This is a genomic window from Coraliomargarita parva, from assembly GCF_027257905.1.
In the GTDB taxonomy this organism is placed as follows: domain Bacteria; phylum Verrucomicrobiota; class Verrucomicrobiia; order Opitutales; family Coraliomargaritaceae; genus Coraliomargarita_A; species Coraliomargarita_A parva.
On sequence record NZ_JAPZEI010000014.1, the window covers coordinates 55264 to 72318 of the forward strand.

Sequence of the window (17055 nt, forward strand, 5' to 3'; positions counted from 1 at the left end):
CGAGAGGTCGAACCCATCCTCATTCGATCTTCAATCTCCGAAGTTGGATGTTCGACGTTCATGGAGAATTTTGCCTAAGCAAAATTCTCCATGAATCGCTCGATGCGGTTGGTGGCCTCGAGGATGCGTTCGTAACTGGTGGAGAAACTGGCGCGGGCGAAACCGGCACCGCAGGCACCGAAGGCCGTGCCGGGCACAATCGCGACCTCCTGTTCCTTGAGCAATTGCTGGCAAAACTCCATCGAGCTCAAGCCGGATGCTTCAATCGAGGGGAAGGCGTAGAAAGACCCCTTGGGCAAGTGGCACTTCAGGCCGACCTCGTTGAAGCGGCGAACAATCAAGTCACGCCGACGCTGGTAGGCCTCTTTCATCTTGGCCACTGCAGGACCACCATTTTTCAAGGCTTCGATGGCAGCCTCCTGCGAGAGGATCGGCGCGCAGAGCATGCTGTACTGGTGGATCTTCATCATGGCCTCGATGAGCGGAGCCGGACCGCAGGCATAGCCGATCCGGAATCCGGTCATGGCAAAGGCCTTGGAGAATCCGTGCAGGAAGACAGTGCGCTCCTTCATCCCGGGGAGGGTCGCGATACTGGTATGCTCGCCTTCGAAAGTGAGTTCGGAATAGATCTCGTCACTGAGCACGAGCAGGTCCTTTTCCACCGCAAACTTGGCCAGCTTCTCCAGCTTGGCACGCTCCGTTACCCCGCCCGTCGGATTGGTCGGGAAGTTCAGGATCAGCACCTTGCAGCCGGGTTCCCAAGCGGCAGCCACCTTGTCCGGATCGATGCCGAACTCATCATTGGCGGAAGTTTCGACCGCGATCGGAACGGCATGCGCCAATTTGATGCTCGGACTGTAGGACACGTAGCAGGGCTCGTGGTAGAGCACCTTGTCCCCCGGATTCAGCACCGCACGCAGGATAATATCGAGCGCTTCGGACACACCGACCGTCACGATGATTTCCTGCTCAGGGTGATAGCTCAGCGCGAAATGATTCTCCACATAAGTGGAGATCTCACGGCGCAGGCGGATCAAGCCCTTGTTGTCCGTGTAGCTGGTCTTGCCCTTCTCCAGGGCGAACATGGCCGCTTCACGGATATGCCAGGGCGTGACAAAATCCGGCTCCCCGATCCCCAGCGAAATGGCCTGCGGCATGGCGGCCACGATGGCGAAGAAATCGCGAATACCGGAACGAGGCAAACCAACCACGTGGTCTGCCACAAAACGTTGACCTTGATCACTCATTACGGACTGACGGCGGGCTTATCGCCGCTCTCTGTGGGTGAAAGAAGGAGGTGCCCCTGCTCTTTGTAGGCACGGAGCATGAAATGTGTGGCGGTAGACAGGACCCCTTCCACGCTGGCCAGACGCTCCGAGACGAAGCTCGCCACCGCACGCAAGTCTTTGCCCACGGCAAAGATCAGGAGGTCGTAGGAACCCGACATCAGATAGCACGATTCCACCGCGTCGAAACGGCTGATCCGGGCAGCCAGACGGTCAAAGCCCCCATCACGCTCCGGGCTGATGCGGACTTCGATCACCGCTCGTACGACTTCTCCAAGCGCGCGCTCTGGATTGAGCACGGGGCGCCAGCCGAGAAGGATCTTCTCGGCTTGAAGGCGCTCTAATTCAGCCACGACCTCCGCCTCGGACAGATTCAGGATCTGTGCCATCTGGGCGTTGTCGAGGCGTTCACCTTCCAGGATTAGTTGTAGAACGGAACTCATAAGCGGCCCAGTTAGAGCGCATCTTCAGGAAAAAGCAAAATGCAAAATCAGAACTTCTGACCCGAAAACCGCTAGCACCCGGCCTCGCTCAACTCAGTCGCATCCTCATCCAGCACTTGCTCCACCTCCTCGACCAAGGCGTGGAGGTCCGCCATCATGCGCTCCGACTGCGCCTTCACCGAGTCCCAATCTTCCGCCTTGCAGGCCTGCTCCAAACTGTCCCCCAGTTCGATAATGCCGCGGGCTCCGAAGATTCCGGCAACCCCCTTCATCGTATGGGCCATGAACGCGACCTGCGACAAATCCTTCGCTTTCAGTCCGCACTCCAGCTTGTAGATATCCTGCGGCAGGCTCTCCTGTAAAATCGGCAAACTTTCCAGGATGTCTTCGCGCGCCTCCGCCCCCATGCGCTGGTAGCGCTCGCGGAAGCCCTCGTCCTCCCTCGCATCGATCCGGCCGTCCTGCGCGCTGGCATCAATCCGTAGCTTCCGGGCCAGCACGCGGTCGAGAATTTCCTTCAAGGCTTCCACCCGGAAAGGCTTCGGCAGATAGTCGTCCATGCCCGCATTCAGGCACTTTTCCGCATCCCCCTTCATCGCATGCGCCGTCATGGCCACAATGAAGGTGTAGGAAAGCCCCTCAGCCGATTCGAACTCACGGATCCGGCGGGTGGCCTCATAGCCATCCATCTCCGGCATCTGGATATCCATCAGGATACAGTCGTAGCGCCGGGTCTGCACGGCTTCGAGGGCAAGCGCTCCGTTCGTCACCACTACCACCGAATGGCCCATTTTTTCGAGCCGCCGGGTCGCAATCTTCTGGTTCACCGGGTTGTCCTCGGCCAGAAGGATGTGCAGCCCGCCCGACGGAAGGTCCAACACGGGAGCATCGACGGGCTCCGCCACCGGCGGCAGGTCAAAGTCTTCGTCACCATGCACCCCGAAGGTCTCGAGAATCACTTCCAAGAGCGTGGAGCGCTTCACCGGCTTCGATAAGGCACGGGCAATCCCGATCTTCTCCGCCCGCTCGATCTCGGTGCGGTTGAGCGAAGAGGAAAGTAACAGCAGCCGCGTGTCCTTGATCTCTTCGCGGGTCACGATTAGGCTGGCCACATCGAGGCCGGTCAAGCCCGGCATTTGTTGGTCCAAAATGACCAGCTTGAAGGGATCCCCCCGCTCGGCCGAGTCCTGCAGCAAGGTCAAGGCTTCCACCCCCTCGGAGGCCACCGCACTGCGATAGCCCCATCCGGCGCAGACCTTCTGGTAAATCTCACGGTTGGTCTCGTTGTCATCGACGATCAACACGTGCAAGCCGGCCAGTTCCGGATTGTACGGGATCGCATCGGCCCCGGCATGGACCGCAAGCTCCAAGGGCAAGGTTAGCGAGAAGATCGAGCCCTTCCCCAGCTGGCTTTCCACCGTAATCTCCCCGTTCATCAGGTTCGCCAGTTCGCGGCAGATCGTAAGCCCCAGGCCGGTACCTCCGTACTTCCGGGTCGTCGTCATGTCCGCCTGCGTGAAACTCTTGAATATCGCGTCCCGCCGTCCCTCGGGGATCCCGATGCCCGTATCACTCACCGAAAACCGCATCTGCGCAACTTGCTCCCCGCGCTCCAGTGTCACCGCGCGGATCACAATCTCGCCGCTCTCCGTAAACTTCACCGCATTGCCGACCAGATTATAAAGGATCTGCTTCACCCGCGTCGGATCCCCGATCAGGTAACGCGGCAATTCGGAATCATACGCCACAATCAACTCCAAGCCCTTCCGCCGTGCGGTCTGCGCAAATTCCTCGGACACTTCCTCAATCAGGCTGGAGGGACTGAAGGAAAGCATCTCCAGATTGAGCTGCCCGGCCTCGATCTTGGAAAAGTCCAGCACGTCATTGACCAACGCCAACAGCGTATTGCTGCACTGCATCACGGTATCGATGTACCCCCGCTGCTCCGGATCCAGACGTGTCTCCTGGCACAATTCCGAGGCCCCGACGATCCCGTTGATCGGTGTGCGGATCTCATGGCTCATCGCCGCCAGAAACTCGCCTTTCGCCCGGCTGGCGTCTTCCGCCTGCTTGATCGCATCCCGCAGTTCCGATTCCGTTTGCTTCAAGTCGCTGATGTCACGCGCCACACTGACCGAACCGATGATCAGCCCCTCCGAATCCCGAACCGGCACGGTTGACATCTGCAACCAGTGCTGCGTCCCGTTGTTAAAAACAAAAAGCGACGCCCGGTTGACGATGGGACGTCCCGTACCACGGATCGCGTCGTCGATGCCCTGCACCCATTCCGCGCTTTCAGTGGTAATGTAGTCTTCCAACTGACGGCCGATCACCATGCTGGAGGCATCCGCCCCCACCGCGAGGCGGAAGGCCCGGTTGGTCAGGATCAAACGCCCCGAGAGGTCACGGAAAAAGACGTACTCCAACGTATTGTCCAACAGCACCTGCAGCAGTTGCATCTCGCTCCGACTGCTGAATCGCAAGGTCCCGTCGATCGAAGGATGCTCCAATGTGTAGAAATACATGCGCGCGGGGTCCGCTTCGTCGGGATGCAGCATGACCTCGACAGAGGCGATCCCGAACTGGTTGCTGACCGGAACCACGCGCCCCGTCCAACTGCCCTGACGACGGGCCAGACCGGCGATATCCTCAAAACTCCGCCCCCCCGGAAAACCGAAGCGCCGGTCCACTTCGTCACCGATGCCGTCACCGTCAAAATAATGTCGCGCCAGGTGCGCATTCGCACAGAGAAAACAACCCTTATCCACATCAATAAGGGCGAGCCCCCACGGAAACGCAGAGGGAAGCTTTAAAATGGACTCAGCTTCGAGCACGGTGGATGTTTTTTGAAGATAGGCTGTAACCCCCAGAAAACTAAGGTGTATTACAAAACCGCATCAAGCTGATGCAAGCCATTAACAAATTCTTACAAGTTTATGACTCTTGAAGAAAGCTTGCCACATTCTTGCAGACCCGGTCTGTCGCATCCTCCAGCACGTAGTGCCCCGCGATATCATGGATGTGGCACTCGGCCTGGGGGAAGATTTCCTGCCAGCGCTGGCGGAAGTGCTTGTTGAAACAGAAATCATAGGCCCCCCACTCCAAACAGACCGGCTTGTCGGCCAGCTTCTTCAGGTTGACCTCGATCTCCGTCAGGGTCTTGTAGGACCGGTGCTTTTCCCGGAGCGGGATGTCCCGGACAAAGTTCCAGACCGCCACACGGTCCGCCCAGCTTCGGTACGGGAACAGCATGCCCCGCTGCACCGCCGGACTCAGGGGTATCCGGACCGACATACGCGCGGCCGGACCGGCAAAACCATTTAGCCCGCGGATCACCGCTTCACCGATCCAGGGGATCTTTACCGCCGCGATCCGAAGCGGGATGCGCTTTGAACGGAATGCCCCGGTGTTCAGCAGCACGATTTTATCCACCGCATGCGGTCGCCTCGTCGCCACCCCACATCCGATCGCACCGCCCCAGTCGTGCAACACCAGGCTGTAGGTCTTCAACCCAAGCCGGTGTATCAGGAGCTCCACATCCTGAATCCGTTGCTCCAAGGTGTAGTTATAATCCTGCGGCTTGTCCGAGAGCCCACAGCCGACATGGTCCGGAACGATACAACGGAATCCCAGCCCCGAGAGGTGCTTGACCAGGTTCCGGTAATAGAAGGACCAAGTCGGATTCCCGTGAAGCATAAGCACGACCGGCCCGGAGCCTTCGTCGATGTAATGCATTCTCAACCCGCCCTCCAAAACGAGGGTATTACTGGCGAAAGGATACTCCATCCGCACTTCGGGCGGTAACTGTGATGCGCGTGATTGAATCATGACTCCGGCCAATCCAAGGCCAACATTAAGCTACTCAGTCCACTTCCGATTCCGAGCAGGGCCGCCTTTTGGCCAGGCCGGTAGGCCCCGTCCTCCATCGCCCGCGCCAGGGTGATCGGGCAGGACACCGAGCCCACATTCCCCAGGGTTTCGAAAGTGGTAAAATCCTTGGCCAGATCGAGGCCCAGGGCATTGAAAAGCTCGCGAGTGTGCGCCTTCCCCACTTGGTGGGTAATCACACGGTCCGGCGTCTCCGCCGTCCAACCGGTCGCATCGGTAAAACGGGCCCAGGCGCGACGGGCCACACCGATCCCCGCCACCAGCAGCTCTTCCGAATCAGTCAGCATCTCCAAGGCATCTCCCGCCGAATCTCCCTGACAGAGCTGGTTGTGCGAGGTGTCGGTCTCCACCACCGCCGCACGAAGGCACGGACGCGGTCCCGGCGCAAGATCCTTGCGGCACAGCACGGCCGCCACCGCACCGGCCCCGATCGTCAGGTTCGCAAAATACGGCTTGATCGTCTTCCGGGTCAGTTCCGGATTCTGCAATTGCGCCAGGGTATTCTCCACCAGGGGACGCCCGTTCTCGCCGGAGCAGATCAAGGCGCGCTCGATTTGACCGCATTCGATCATGCTCGCCGCCACTACCATGGCATTGAGGAAACCAAGGCAGGCGTTGGATACGTCAAAGATCTGCGTGCCTCCGGACAGGCCCAGTAGGCCGTGCACATAAGACGCCGTCGCCGGCTCCAGGCGGTCGCGGCAAACCGCGGAGTGGATCAACAGGTCCATGGACTCACGCCCAAAGGAACTCTTGGCCAACACGGCTTCGCCGGCTTTGGCCGAAGCCACGGACGCGGGCGTGCCTTTGGGCCAGAAACGCCGCTCGCGGATGCCCGTCATCAGCTCCAACCGGCCTTCGGGCAAACGCAGCCGCTCATAGACACCGGCAAGCTTTGCCTCCACATCGGCCGAGGTCCAAACCTCCTCCGGCAGGGCATAGGCGATTGATTCGATAGCTACCTTGGAAAACAGCATGAACTAGGAGGGATACGGCATGCAGGTTACCGGATACGAGCTTTTTTCGAAATCTCGGACGAAGATATTACCTGAACTACGCTTGCCATGAGCCAGTGCATTGACTCGAACGACTGCACAACCTAGCCAAGTATTCACCGAATCCATCCATCGGCTCAGCAAAACAAGACGCATGAATCGGTCCGACACAGGCACACGAACTGCACGAATACGACACAGCCATGAAAGATGAACTGACCCAGAATATTGAGTATGCCCAAGAAGAGTTGAAGCGGCTGCACAGGATACGCCTACATGCTGCGTTAACGGCAGGCATAATGGGTGGATTCTTCATATTTCTGGGGATAAGCAGCTCCGCCCGAACCAACCCGACATTCGCCGCTCAAAGTGTGCTCTACCTCGGCATCGCCATTGCCCTGTTCTTTGCTTTGCGCTGTTACGCAACTCATCAAGCGATTCTGTCAGAAAGGTCCTTCCTCGAGAGCTTGGAGTCGAAATCCCAATAAGAGCGATCCGGATCGACTCGAAACGGATACCAGGCCGGGATCACAGCCGTCGAAATAAGTCAACCCGTTCAAACGGCAGGCTTCACAGGCATTTTACGGCACTATTTACTAATCAATATTACGCTTGTACAAAATCCTATCTTCGGCATCGATGCTTGCCATGAAAGCAGTGCGTTTTCGATTCCTCCTAGTGCTATGCCTTACGCTGCTCAGCGCTTGCTCCGATCAGCGCGATGACATCATTCCGGTCAGCAGTGGCGACGAGGAGATGAACAAAACGATGGAACTGGCCCGAAAAAACCTAGACCTGTTCTGGACCGAGCGGGATAAAGCGGGCGACGACTTTAACGGCCTGCTGAAAGTTTACTTCACAGACCCGGGAGAAGAAGGCGGCGAACACATGTGGGTCGATGTCATTGAACATACGGGAAACACGACAAGCGGAATTCTACTAAGCACACCCGGCTGGTTAAAATCCATCAAACCGGGTGATCTGGTAAGCTTTCCAGACTCACAGGTAAGCGATTGGCTTTTTGTTGAGGACGGCAAGGCGCGCGGTGCCTACACAGTCAAACTTCTGCGTTCCAGAATGAGCCCGGCGGAGCGACAAGAACATGATGCCGCATCTCCGTTTCGTTTCGAGTAATCCCCTCTCTTAATCCGGGCGCATCGCGGCGGAGATCACATCCTTGTCAAAGTAGTTCCGGTCCATCCCGGCGTTCACCACGATGCCCTGACCGTTGATCCCGCTGGAAGCCGGACTAAGCAGAAAGACCGCCGTGTTCGCCACTTCCTGGGTGCTCAGGTTCTGCTTCCGGAATGTCAGCTTCTCGGCGTAGAGGTAGCTCTCGATGTAACCGGGGATGCCGGCCGAAGCGCTGGTCTTCAGCGGCCCGGCATTCACCGTATTGAAGCGTACTCGCGTATCCGCGCCAAAGGACTTCGCCAGATTATAGGAACAAGTCTCCAGCGCCGCCTTGATCGGCGCCATGTAGCCGTAGTTTTCCGCCGTCACATCCGTCGAGCTGATGCCGATCGACACCACCGAGGCATCCGGGCTCAGGTAGGGCTTGAAGGCGTTGGCCACCTCGACCAGCGAGAATGCGGAGATCGATGTGGCCTGAAGGAAGTCTTTCCGCACCGTCTCGTGGAAGGGCTTGAAGCCCTCCGAGTAGTTGGCAAACGCGATCGAGTGCACGATCCCGTCAATCGGGCCATGCGCCTGCCCCACCTCCTTCGCCAGCGCCTCGATCTGCTCGGGATATTCCACATCACAGATGTAGGCCTTCCGGTCCCCCAACAACTTTTTCAGGCTTTCCAGACGCTCCGGCGAACGGACGCTGTGGATCACTTCAGCGCCCTGCTCCTCCAGCGTCTTCGTGATGGCCCAGGCCACGCTCTTGCGGTTGGCCACCCCCATCACAAGGAAGCGCTTATTCTCAAATTGAAGGAAACTCATGGTGCTCTAGCTTCTAGCCGAAATTGTGTGATTTTGGAAGTTTTGTTCCGATCGGGCGAACCACCCCGCCCTTCGGGCACCCCGCCTTACCCCAGGAGGGGAATAATGGTAAAAGTGATAAGAGAGTTCCTCCCCTAGATTAGGGGAGGTGTCGGCGCTTGCCGCAGACGGAGGGGTCGATTCACTCCGGCTCGACCATGGCGAGGGCGAACTCGATCGTCATCGCCGGCTTCCCGCCCTTGAGCACCTTGCCCTTCATGAAGAAGAAGCGGCTGACCGTTTCCTTCATCGTCACCTCGATCGTGATTTCGTCCCCCGGCTTCACCATCTGCTTGAAGCGGGCATCACTGATGCGCGAAAGCACCGGGGTCACATCCTTGAGCGAGCGGCCTTCCTTCTCGATTTGCTTGGCCAGGTAGATGGCACCGGTCTGGAAACAGGCTTCACAGAGCAGCACCCCCGGCATGATCGGGTTGCCCGGATAGTGCCCCTCGAACTGGGGCTCTTCCATGCGGATGGTGCGCTTGCAGGTGGCGCCGTCTTCACGGACTTCGACGATCTCGTCGATGAAGAGAAACGGAGGGCGGTGCGGAATCGTGCGGAGAATTTCTTCCATGTGGGCAGTGAACTGGCGTTGCCCACGAATGCACGTCTAAAATGCAGCAAGGGGCCGCCTCTCGCAGGTGGCCTACCAGTCCTCGTCTTCGGACAAATTCGTGGGCTTGGAGTATTCGAAGACCATCTCGCCGGCAGCATACACGCGCAACCACACCCCGATCATCTTTGCTTCGGATTCCAAATCGCCGCCTCCGGACCAGACGATCCCTTTGCCCAATTTGGTTTCTTTCAACGGGATTACCTCGGTTTTCTTTTCCAAAGTCTCCTGGGATTGTAAATGATACTCAATCGTTCCGCCTTTGCGCGAGTAGGTCACATCATGCCGGTCCTTCTTGGCGCGGTTGTCCTGCTCGCTGAAAATGCGGTATTCGACTTTGACCCCCGTCAGGTCAAATTGGCTCTTGTTCGTCAGTTCCACCTCGTAATAGCCTGCGATTTCGATGATCTCCATGGCCTCTTTGGCAACGCCGCCACCGACCAAGGACACATCTTTTTTATACTCCTTGATTTTATCGTCCTTACGGTCGACCGTGACTTCCAAGAGCTGATTGGTTTTGGCCAGGTACTGGATCGCCCATGATTTCAAGCGTGAGGCATCTTCCTCGGCGAAAAAACTCAAATCGACATTCATCGTCCGGCCGTCCCGGAACTCTAGCGTCACCTTATCACCGTAGACTCCCGTCGGACGCGCTGTCAGACTACGCCCGTCCGGACTCTTGTACTCCTGGTAGCTTTCGGCCCCACACAGGGAAGCGAAGGCGAGGACGGCGACGAACAGGCAAAATTTAATTTTTGTGAACACGATACACTATAACCAAAATTAAATTGGGGAGATCAACCCTAATTCGACGGCTCCAACACCCAGATCTCACGATTCCAATTCGTGAACTCCGTCCAGCTCATCGTTTTGAACTCATGTCCGTAGCCCCAAGAGTCGGTATAGACAACGCCCCCCTCGGGATCCACACCGATCAGCAAGCGTGCATGGCCGGGCACCAACCAATAGAGCGGGATTCCCCGGCGGATATAATCCACCAGCGTCGCGCGCCGGGCATCCTTAATTTGGTTCAGGCGAAAGGGGGTGCCGTTGCAGACGCGACGGATCGAATCGATGACATCCTCGTGGGTGGTGCCGTAGGCACTGCTGGTGTCGGCCAAGTCAGCCATCTCGTGCATCCCCACCGGATAACCGTAATAACTCATGACCCGCGCCAAGGTCGCCGCCGCACAATAACCCTTGTCGCCCTGTGAAATCATCGGAATGCCGTCGATCCAGTAATAGCCGTCTTCGTGCTTTCGCACCTGCCCGGCCAGTCGCTCAGCGAATGTAGCCGGATCGTAGTCTTCCGCCTGCTTCGCTTCCTGCTCTCGAAAGGAGTAGATTTCGACGTTGAAATACTCGCCACGCGCCCAGCGTAAGCAGACCTCGATGTCGTTGGCCAGGAAGTAAGTCTCCACACCCCCGCGTACGGCCGTAATCCCCGCGTCATGCCGCTCCATCCGCTCACGTTCGCCCAGAAAACCGCCGAGCGCATTTTCAAGCCCTTCCAGATTCTCGCGGAAAGTGCTCAAGGCCGCATGCACCGGCGACCAGCCGCCGGGCGCATCCCCCCGGTTCCAGAAATCGATCCGGATCTTACGGTTGTCCGCCTGACGGTAATCCAGGCTCACCGAAAGCGGGGCCAAGCCCCAGGCTTCAAACCCGGACTGCTCTCCCTCCGCCTTGGACACCAGACACAGCGGATCTTCCTGCGTGCCTTCCAGCAACAGCCATTCTTGATCGGAGACTAAGGTCCCCAGCTCGGTCACTTGCTCCGGCCAGGCCTCGGGCACGGCAAGCAACTTTTCCAGCAAAGGAAAACCAGCCAGAACCGGCTGCATCTGCTGGAATTCGGCAGGCTTCAGGGCACGCGCATCCGGCAATGGAACCAGCGCCTGAATATCAGGCGCCCCATAGCGCTCAAAGACCACCAGACATTGCCCGGTCTCGTAACGCGGCTCCTTGACCTTGACGCGGATCCCCTTCTGGAATTCTCCCAACGCCTGCCCCGAACCATCCGGCGCGTAGGCCGGCGTCACCTCCTGAAACTCCAAGACCTCCGGCAGCTGCAAGGGCATGTATTGGCCCTGCAGCAAGGAACCAGCAAACAGCCATAAGGTAGCGGATAAAAAGTAGGGAAACCACCGTTTCACCCTGTCAACGAAGGCAAGCGGCCCCTCGCTGGCAACGGCAAAGTCAACGCCCCGCCCAATACCCCGACTGCACGCTTCGCGTCCCGTTCAAGAGCGGACGCGCCAAGCGGCGCCTCTCTCCGAAGGTGAAATGGCAAATCAAAAACGGGTGCCGACCACCCCTCCGACCAGGAACCTTAAGCGCTTATGATCAAGGACATTAGGCAGCATTACAAATATAAGAATTGACCTGTATTAAAGGAGACCCGACGACACTGGCACTGGCCGGCATCCCCACTCCCCTGGAGCCAGCACTGTATGATGAAATTGCCACCGCATTGGACGCATTTCTAGCCGAAAATGCCCTGCCGCTCAACTTCCAGGTGGAAAGCCTCGAGGCGGCCGGTTCCGGGATACGACTCCGGTTTTCCGGAATTCCCGGGCAGAACGTCACCATCGAGTGCAAGGAAAGCCTGAGCGCCCCGGACTGGACTCCGGTGGAAAGCGGGACCTTCAACGACGATGGTATCTTCGAAATTATTGATGAGTCACCCGCCGCCAGCTGCTTTTACCACGCGCTCTACGAATGAGCCGTGTCGATCCCTGAGCGCGGCATCTTTGCGGGCTGCCCCCGTCCCTTGCAGTAACTTAGACTTGTCGCAGATCCACACATCGGCAACTTGGACGAATATGCGCAAAGCGAGAGGTAACATCTATGAAGCGCCGGGCATCTTTCATTTGGAAAGCAGCTTACACGCAGATCGCCCAAGATTCACAACGAGTCAGGTAGAGCTCTACGAAACTTGGTTACGTGCTTTGACTCAAATTTATGGTTTCGACCTACTCTTCTGGCAGTTCCATCCTACCGGCTTCTCATTTATCGTCGAAACAAGTAAAACTGCCACCCAGTCAAAGATCCGCTTAGCCAACGGACTGGCAACAATTGGAGAAGATAGGCTGTCGAATCATGTTTCGGCGCCCGAAGAAAATACATTGTTAGCGAGTGATACCTTCAGACTTGATAGGTTCTTAAAGCACTACCAAAGCATGAACGAGTTTGCCAAGGGCCTAAAACAACGAATCTCCAGACAGCACAACCAATCGAACAACACTCGTGGAAGCATCTGGGCCGACCGCATGCGTGTCTACCGCCTCCCAAGCCGGACCCACGATTTGACTGAAGTCGCTGCCTTCATTCTCGCCTCCCCTGAGATATACGATCAAGAAAAGTCACACGACTGGCCGGGTTCGTATCGATCTGCTGTCAATGAAGACGGTTTGGCCCTGCGCGGATTGAAAAGAATTTTCCAGAATCGACACACAAATACGGAAAACCTTCAGTCGCTCTCCGAGCGTTCCGCCCAAATCATTCAAACGATTCAGAATGCTCAAAAACGTCCCCAAGACCGGAGAAGGAGGCAGCCAGAATGGCGTCCAAACTGTGAGACGGCAGAATACTTGAAAGATACTGACTATCAGATCGAACCAAAGAGTAGGAACGATACGGTGGAACTGGCAAAGCAACAGTTCATCAAGATGTTCGAGCGATTCAAAGATTTTCAAAAGAAGACGGGCTACAAAGCAATCCCACACGGCTATCAGGACGACATTCAACTACGAACTTGGGCCTCTAGTCAACGCGGGCTCTTCCATTCCGGACGCTTAACTCAGTGGAAGATTGAAATGGTTCAAGACTCTGGCCTTTTGGATCCCCCAACTTCATCAGTTCGCAATATCTCGAGTGACGGCATTCCTATAATTCCTCCCCAATGGATGGCTCGCTACGAAGCACTCAAATCTTTCTACCAGGAACACGGACACTCTAAAATTGTCCGAACCGACAAAACCCACAAGGCACTCGCATACTGGGTATGGACCCAGAGGGCCAAGCGCCGCAAAGCCCAATTGTTGCCAAAACAAATTCAGCTACTGGATGATTTGGAATTTTGCTGGAACCCCAGAAGCGGCAAATAAACAACCTCAAGCACGTAGACAGACTACACCCGAATCATAGAAAAGCCATTACTGCTCGTAGACTGCCACAAACCACTGGCTTTGAGCCCGACGCAGCGTTCTGGAACATTCACCATTCAAAGTTGGACGTTCGACGTTGAACGTTCACTCCCCCTTCGCCTGCTCGTAGAGCCACTTGTCCATCTTGTTGGCCGTGATCACACCGTAGTTCATGGTGCCGAGCCAACCCGACATGATGATGCCGACGGAGCCGGCGTGGTAGAGGCCTGCAATCTGTTCGGACAGCTCCATGGAAACCTTGAGCCCTTCGAACTTGGTGCCGAAGGAGGTGCCTTGCATCGACTTGGTGTAGTAGTTCACCGTGCGGGGGGTGGCGGCTTCGATGTGATCGATCTTGTCGCGCACACCGGGGATGAACGTTTCCAGGCTGGTCACACACTCCTCACACATGCGGGCCTTTTCCTTTTCGTATTCCTCGTCGCTCAGGTTCGCCCATTCGTCCCAACGCGCATTCAGTGAAGCCACCACAGTGTAGCGCGGCTCCTTCAGGTGCGGACGGGTTTCGGGATAATAGACCGAAAAGGTATGGCTGCTGGTGTGGATCGAGGTGAGCTCGTCGATGGTGTATTCGGGGGCCTTCGAAGTGAAGACGAGGTCGCCGATATTCGGGATGGTTTCGCCCTTCTTGATCCCCATGTAGACCTGGCAGGAACTGGTGTTGTTGCGCACCGCCTTCGCCTCGGCCACGAACTCGGGCGTGAACTTGTCCTCGCCGACCAGGTATTCGATCGTGTTGCGCACGTTCGCATTGGAGAGCACGGCCTTGCACTTGATACGACGGACGGGAAATTCCTCGTCGCCGGTATTCTGGCTGCGGGCACGAACAGCCACAACTTTGCCATCCTCCACATCGATCCCGTCGACCAGCGCACACTTGCGGACCTCGCAGCCGTTCTTCTTCAGCTCCTCGACCATCTTCTTGATCAGGGTATCGGTACCGCCCTGGAAAGTGAAGACACCCTTGCTCATGAAGTTGGAGAAAACGATGCCGTAGGTGATCGCAGGGTCGTCGATGTGCGAACCGTTGGCATAGGAAATCGGCTCCATAAGCAAGCGGTGCACGTCGCTGCGACCGGGGAAGAACTCTTCGAACATCTCTCCCGTGGTCTGCGTGTTGTCGTCGTAGAAGTTCATCTTGCGCAGGTGGTCGTAGAAAGCCTCGACCTTCTCCCGCTCGACCCCGAAATCCTCCACCAGGATCTTGGTGAAATCCTCCCGGTCGAAAGTCGTCCAGACGTTCATCTGCGGGTTGATGAAGCGGACATCCTTAAGCTGGTGGATGGAGTCCGCGATCTCCTTCGTCCAATACTTCCGGCAGCTCTTGACCATGCCGTAGGGAAAGCCGTGCAGCGAGATGTCGAAAATGTGCCCGCCGGGCCGCTTGAACCAGGTGGCCAGGCCGCCGAACTGGTAGTGATGCTCCAGCAGGAGCACCTTGTGGCCGTTTTTTGCCAGGTAGTTGGCCCCGGTGAGCCCGCCTAATCCGGAGCCCACGACCACTACATCGTATTCGTCATCAATGCCTTCGAGCCAATCTTTTGCCATAGTACTGAGGGTAGAAAAGCGCGTAGCAGAGCGATCCAACCGGGTTTTTTCAACCCGGAATGGCAAAAAAGTGGTTCACTGCCGCATAAGCCGGCCTCCTAGAAGCCGTTCACGCTGGCCGGGGCCGCCGACTGCAGGCTGGCATCGTTCAGCTCCGCCAGCTGGGCGTCGAGTTCGGCGTCAAACACCATGACGCTGTCCCCGCCCAGTTTTTTGGCCCGCACCGTGCCGTCCTGCCGGACCATGTCGAAGCCGAATGCGGATGGCATCGACTTGGTCTCCTTATCCTTGGGATCGACTTTGTTCCAGTAGGAGCCGTCCGCATGCGCCGCGAGCAAGGCGTTCATCTCGTATTCCGTGATCCCCGTACTGCGCTTGTAGACCTCGATCTTCGACTGTCCGCGCATGTAGATCACATGCATATCCCAGCCCGGCGACATCCGGCGCGGATCCATGTTGGAAGACTGCGGCCGGCTGCCGTCCGCAGTCTTGAAATAGATCCGGACATCCCAGGAACTGGGCAGGAAGGTCAGGTACTTCTCGTAGGGCATGCCGCGGCGCCGGTTGGCCTCGGTCGCGTCGTCGCGGTAGACGATGCCTCCCGAGGCAAACAAGCGGCGTTCAATCGCCTCACGGCTCTCGCCGATACGGGCCTGAAGCATCGGCAGACTCGACAGGAACAGAAGGACCGCCAGAAGTGAGCGACAGCCAAGAGTTTGAAGGGGGTATTTCATCATTGAGCTTTTAAGTACTAAGCCTGACTGTCCGAACGTGAACAAGTCCGAATCCGATGCAGAACGAGTTTTATAACGATTTCGACCTCGAGCGCAGCCCGGCCACCCCGCTGGCCGACAACGAATACCGCAGCGCCTTCCAAATCGAACGCGACCGCATCATTTTCTCCTATCCCTTCCGCCGTCTACAGTCCAAGACCCAGGTCTTCCAGTCCGGCGAGTACGACTTCTACCGCACTCGCCTGACCCACTCCATCGAGGTGGCCAAAATCGGACGCTCGATCTGCGATTACCTGCGCGCCCGCTCGGAATACCTCGGCGACGACTTTCATATCGACGCCGACCTGACCGAAGCGGTCGGTCTCGCCCACGACCTCGGGCATCCCCCCTTCGGGCATATCGGCGAGCGCAAGCTGAACACACTCACGGCGGAGCATGGCGGCTTCGAAGGCAACGCCCAGACCCTGCGAATCCTGACCGAACTGGTCTACGAACGCCCCGGCCGCACCAAAGGCATCGCCCCGACCCGGGCACTGCTCGACGGGGTCATGAAATACAAGGCCCTGCAGACGGAATGGATCGCCGTCGACGGCCGTGCGCCGGAACACCATTTCATTTACGACAAGCAGAGCGCATGGCGTGAGTTTATCTTTGCCGGCGAATCCATCCCGGATGCGCTCAACAACCCCCGGGCGCTCAACAGCTTCAAGAGCATCGAGTGCCAGATCATGGACTGGGCCGACGATACCGCCTACTCGCTCCATGATATCGTCGACGGCATCCACGCCCGCTACATCACCGTCGGCAGCGTGCAGGAGTGGGCCGCAGGCCAGCAACTCGAACCGGCCCAGGGCGAGCAGATCGAAACCCTCTGCCAGGTCATCCGCGACAACCGATACGAGCCCTACTTCGGCAGCCGGGTCGGCCTCTTCGTCCACGGCTGCACCCTCGTCCCGCGCAGCGGCTTCCTCGCCGACAAGACCAACCGTCACGCCTTCAGCCTCGAAATCGATCCGGCAGTCAAAGCCGAGAGTAAGCTCTACAAGAAAATCGCCCTCGACCTTATCTTCAAATCCACCCCCATCCAGCAGATCGAGTTCAAGGGCGGACATATCCTCGAAGGTCTCTTCAAGGCACTCTGCGAGCACGGCATCGAGCGCGGCAACGCCGGCCTCCACCTCCTCCCCGAAGCCGTCCAGGAGCTGCTCGCCGCCGAATCCACCGAAGCCGGCCGCTACCGCCGGCTCTGCGACTATACCGCGGGCCTGACCGACGGCCAGGCCGTCCGCACCTACAAGCGCCTCTTCGATCCCGACTTCGGCTCCATCGCCGAACTGGTCTAGTAACACGGAAAGCCTGGTCCAATCGATCGGTCCAGAAGGCGTAAGCGGAA

At 57.7% G+C, this 17055-nt stretch carries 16 protein-coding genes; 5 read left to right on the plus strand and 11 right to left on the minus strand.

Annotation, left to right across the window (positions count from 1 at the left end; all coding sequences use genetic code 11):
* Positions 1 to 74 precede the first annotated feature (74 nt).
* The 5 genes from O2597_RS17315 to O2597_RS17335 form a co-directional block, all read right to left on the minus strand.
* Complete coding sequence (locus O2597_RS17315) at positions 75 to 1247, minus strand: aminotransferase class I/II-fold pyridoxal phosphate-dependent enzyme (protein ID WP_269526843.1); 1173 nt, start codon at positions 1245 to 1247, stop codon at positions 75 to 77.
* The gene (locus O2597_RS17320) at positions 1247 to 1729 is read right to left on the minus strand and encodes an Lrp/AsnC family transcriptional regulator (protein WP_269526845.1); all 483 of its coding nucleotides are present in this window, start codon (positions 1727 to 1729) and stop codon (positions 1247 to 1249) included. The genes O2597_RS17315 and O2597_RS17320 overlap by 1 nt, the downstream gene beginning before the upstream one ends.
* Positions 1730 to 1800: 71 nt before the next feature.
* Positions 1801 to 4563 (minus strand): response regulator, encoded by a 2763-nt coding sequence (locus tag O2597_RS17325; RefSeq protein WP_269526846.1) that lies wholly within the window; start codon positions 4561 to 4563, stop codon positions 1801 to 1803.
* 100 nt (positions 4564 to 4663) lie between these two features.
* On the minus strand, positions 4664 to 5557 hold the full coding sequence (locus O2597_RS17330; protein ID WP_269526847.1) for an alpha/beta fold hydrolase: 894 nt from the start codon (positions 5555 to 5557) through the stop codon (positions 4664 to 4666).
* Positions 5554 to 6594, minus strand: coding sequence for a 3-oxoacyl-ACP synthase III (locus O2597_RS17335; RefSeq protein ID WP_269526848.1), 1041 nt, complete (start codon positions 6592 to 6594; stop codon positions 5554 to 5556). Before O2597_RS17335 ends, O2597_RS17330 begins: the two co-directional genes overlap by 4 nt.
* Before the next feature lie 221 nt (positions 6595 to 6815).
* On the opposite strand from O2597_RS17335, the gene O2597_RS17340 reads away from it, so the two are divergent.
* Together O2597_RS17340 and O2597_RS17345 are read left to right on the plus strand one after the other, a co-directional pair.
* Positions 6816 to 7100, plus strand: coding sequence for a hypothetical protein (locus tag O2597_RS17340; RefSeq protein WP_269526850.1), 285 nt, complete (start codon positions 6816 to 6818; stop codon positions 7098 to 7100).
* 124 nt (positions 7101 to 7224) lie between these two features.
* Positions 7225 to 7746, plus strand: coding sequence for a YegJ family protein (locus tag O2597_RS17345; RefSeq protein ID WP_269526852.1), 522 nt, complete (start codon positions 7225 to 7227; stop codon positions 7744 to 7746).
* Positions 7747 to 7755: 9 nt separating this feature from the next.
* Here O2597_RS17345 and O2597_RS17350 read toward each other — a convergent pair whose 3' ends face one another.
* The 4 genes from O2597_RS17350 to O2597_RS17365 all read right to left on the minus strand — a co-directional run bounded on the left by O2597_RS17350 (position 7756) and on the right by O2597_RS17365 (position 11295).
* Positions 7756 to 8559 carry an enoyl-ACP reductase FabI gene (locus O2597_RS17350; RefSeq protein ID WP_269526853.1) on the minus strand — a complete coding sequence of 268 codons (804 nt, stop codon included), beginning with the start codon at positions 8557 to 8559 and terminating at the stop codon, positions 7756 to 7758.
* 181 nt (positions 8560 to 8740) lie between these two features.
* Positions 8741 to 9175, minus strand: a complete 435-nt coding sequence (locus O2597_RS17355; RefSeq protein ID WP_269526854.1) for a 3-hydroxyacyl-ACP dehydratase FabZ family protein — start codon at positions 9173 to 9175, stop codon at positions 8741 to 8743.
* 72 nt (positions 9176 to 9247) lie between these two features.
* On the minus strand, positions 9248 to 9979 hold the full coding sequence (locus O2597_RS17360) for a hypothetical protein (protein ID WP_269526855.1): 732 nt from the start codon (positions 9977 to 9979) through the stop codon (positions 9248 to 9250).
* A gap of 38 nt (positions 9980 to 10017) precedes the next feature.
* Complete coding sequence (locus O2597_RS17365; RefSeq protein WP_269526857.1) at positions 10018 to 11295, minus strand: C39 family peptidase; 1278 nt, start codon at positions 11293 to 11295, stop codon at positions 10018 to 10020.
* A gap of 299 nt (positions 11296 to 11594) precedes the next feature.
* Here O2597_RS17365 and O2597_RS17370 point away from each other — a divergent pair, with 299 nt between their 5' ends.
* Together O2597_RS17370 and O2597_RS17375 are read left to right on the plus strand one after the other, a co-directional pair.
* On the plus strand, positions 11595 to 11939 hold the full coding sequence (locus O2597_RS17370; protein ID WP_269526858.1) for a hypothetical protein: 345 nt from the start codon (positions 11595 to 11597) through the stop codon (positions 11937 to 11939).
* Between the two features lie 100 nt (positions 11940 to 12039).
* Entirely contained in the window at positions 12040 to 13323 is a 1284-nt protein-coding gene (locus O2597_RS17375; protein WP_269526859.1) for a helicase associated domain-containing protein, read from the plus strand.
* A gap of 144 nt (positions 13324 to 13467) precedes the next feature.
* On the opposite strand, the gene O2597_RS17380 is transcribed toward O2597_RS17375, so the two are convergent.
* Together O2597_RS17380 and O2597_RS17385 are read right to left on the minus strand one after the other, a co-directional pair.
* Positions 13468 to 14928 carry a phytoene desaturase family protein gene (locus tag O2597_RS17380; protein ID WP_269526860.1) on the minus strand — a complete coding sequence of 487 codons (1461 nt, stop codon included), beginning with the start codon at positions 14926 to 14928 and terminating at the stop codon, positions 13468 to 13470.
* Positions 14929 to 15026: 98 nt separating this feature from the next.
* Complete coding sequence (locus tag O2597_RS17385; protein ID WP_269526861.1) at positions 15027 to 15665, minus strand: hypothetical protein; 639 nt, start codon at positions 15663 to 15665, stop codon at positions 15027 to 15029.
* A 53-nt stretch (positions 15666 to 15718) separates the two neighbouring features.
* Here O2597_RS17385 and dgt point away from each other — a divergent pair, with 53 nt between their 5' ends.
* A complete protein-coding gene (gene dgt, locus O2597_RS17390) occupies positions 15719 to 17005 on the plus strand; it encodes a dGTP triphosphohydrolase (RefSeq protein ID WP_269526862.1) in 1287 nt (428 codons plus the stop codon).
* Positions 17006 to 17055 lie beyond the last annotated feature (50 nt).

Excerpts from the sequence above, each read along its gene's own strand:
- O2597_RS17315 (WP_269526843.1), bottom strand. The coding sequence starts at position 1,247 with ATGAGTGATCAAGGTCAACGTTTTGTGGCAGACCACGTGGTTGGTTTG.
- O2597_RS17320 (WP_269526845.1), bottom strand. The coding sequence starts at position 1,729 with ATGAGTTCCGTTCTACAACTAATCCTGGAAGGTGAACGCCTCGACAAC.
- O2597_RS17330 (WP_269526847.1), bottom strand. The coding sequence starts at position 5,557 with ATGATTCAATCACGCGCATCACAGTTACCGCCCGAAGTGCGGATGGAG.
- O2597_RS17335 (WP_269526848.1), bottom strand. The coding sequence starts at position 6,594 with ATGCTGTTTTCCAAGGTAGCTATCGAATCAATCGCCTATGCCCTGCCG.
- O2597_RS17340 (WP_269526850.1), top strand. The coding sequence starts at position 6,816 with ATGAAAGATGAACTGACCCAGAATATTGAGTATGCCCAAGAAGAGTTG.
- O2597_RS17350 (WP_269526853.1), bottom strand. The coding sequence starts at position 8,559 with ATGAGTTTCCTTCAATTTGAGAATAAGCGCTTCCTTGTGATGGGGGTG.
- O2597_RS17355 (WP_269526854.1), bottom strand. The coding sequence starts at position 9,175 with ATGGAAGAAATTCTCCGCACGATTCCGCACCGCCCTCCGTTTCTCTTC.
- O2597_RS17365 (WP_269526857.1), bottom strand. The coding sequence starts at position 11,295 with ATGCCCTTGCAGCTGCCGGAGGTCTTGGAGTTTCAGGAGGTGACGCCG.
- O2597_RS17375 (WP_269526859.1), top strand. The coding sequence starts at position 12,040 with ATGCGCAAAGCGAGAGGTAACATCTATGAAGCGCCGGGCATCTTTCAT.
- O2597_RS17380 (WP_269526860.1), bottom strand. The coding sequence starts at position 14,928 with ATGGCAAAAGATTGGCTCGAAGGCATTGATGACGAATACGATGTAGTG.
- O2597_RS17385 (WP_269526861.1), bottom strand. The coding sequence starts at position 15,665 with ATGATGAAATACCCCCTTCAAACTCTTGGCTGTCGCTCACTTCTGGCG.
- dgt (WP_269526862.1), top strand. The coding sequence starts at position 15,719 with ATGCAGAACGAGTTTTATAACGATTTCGACCTCGAGCGCAGCCCGGCC.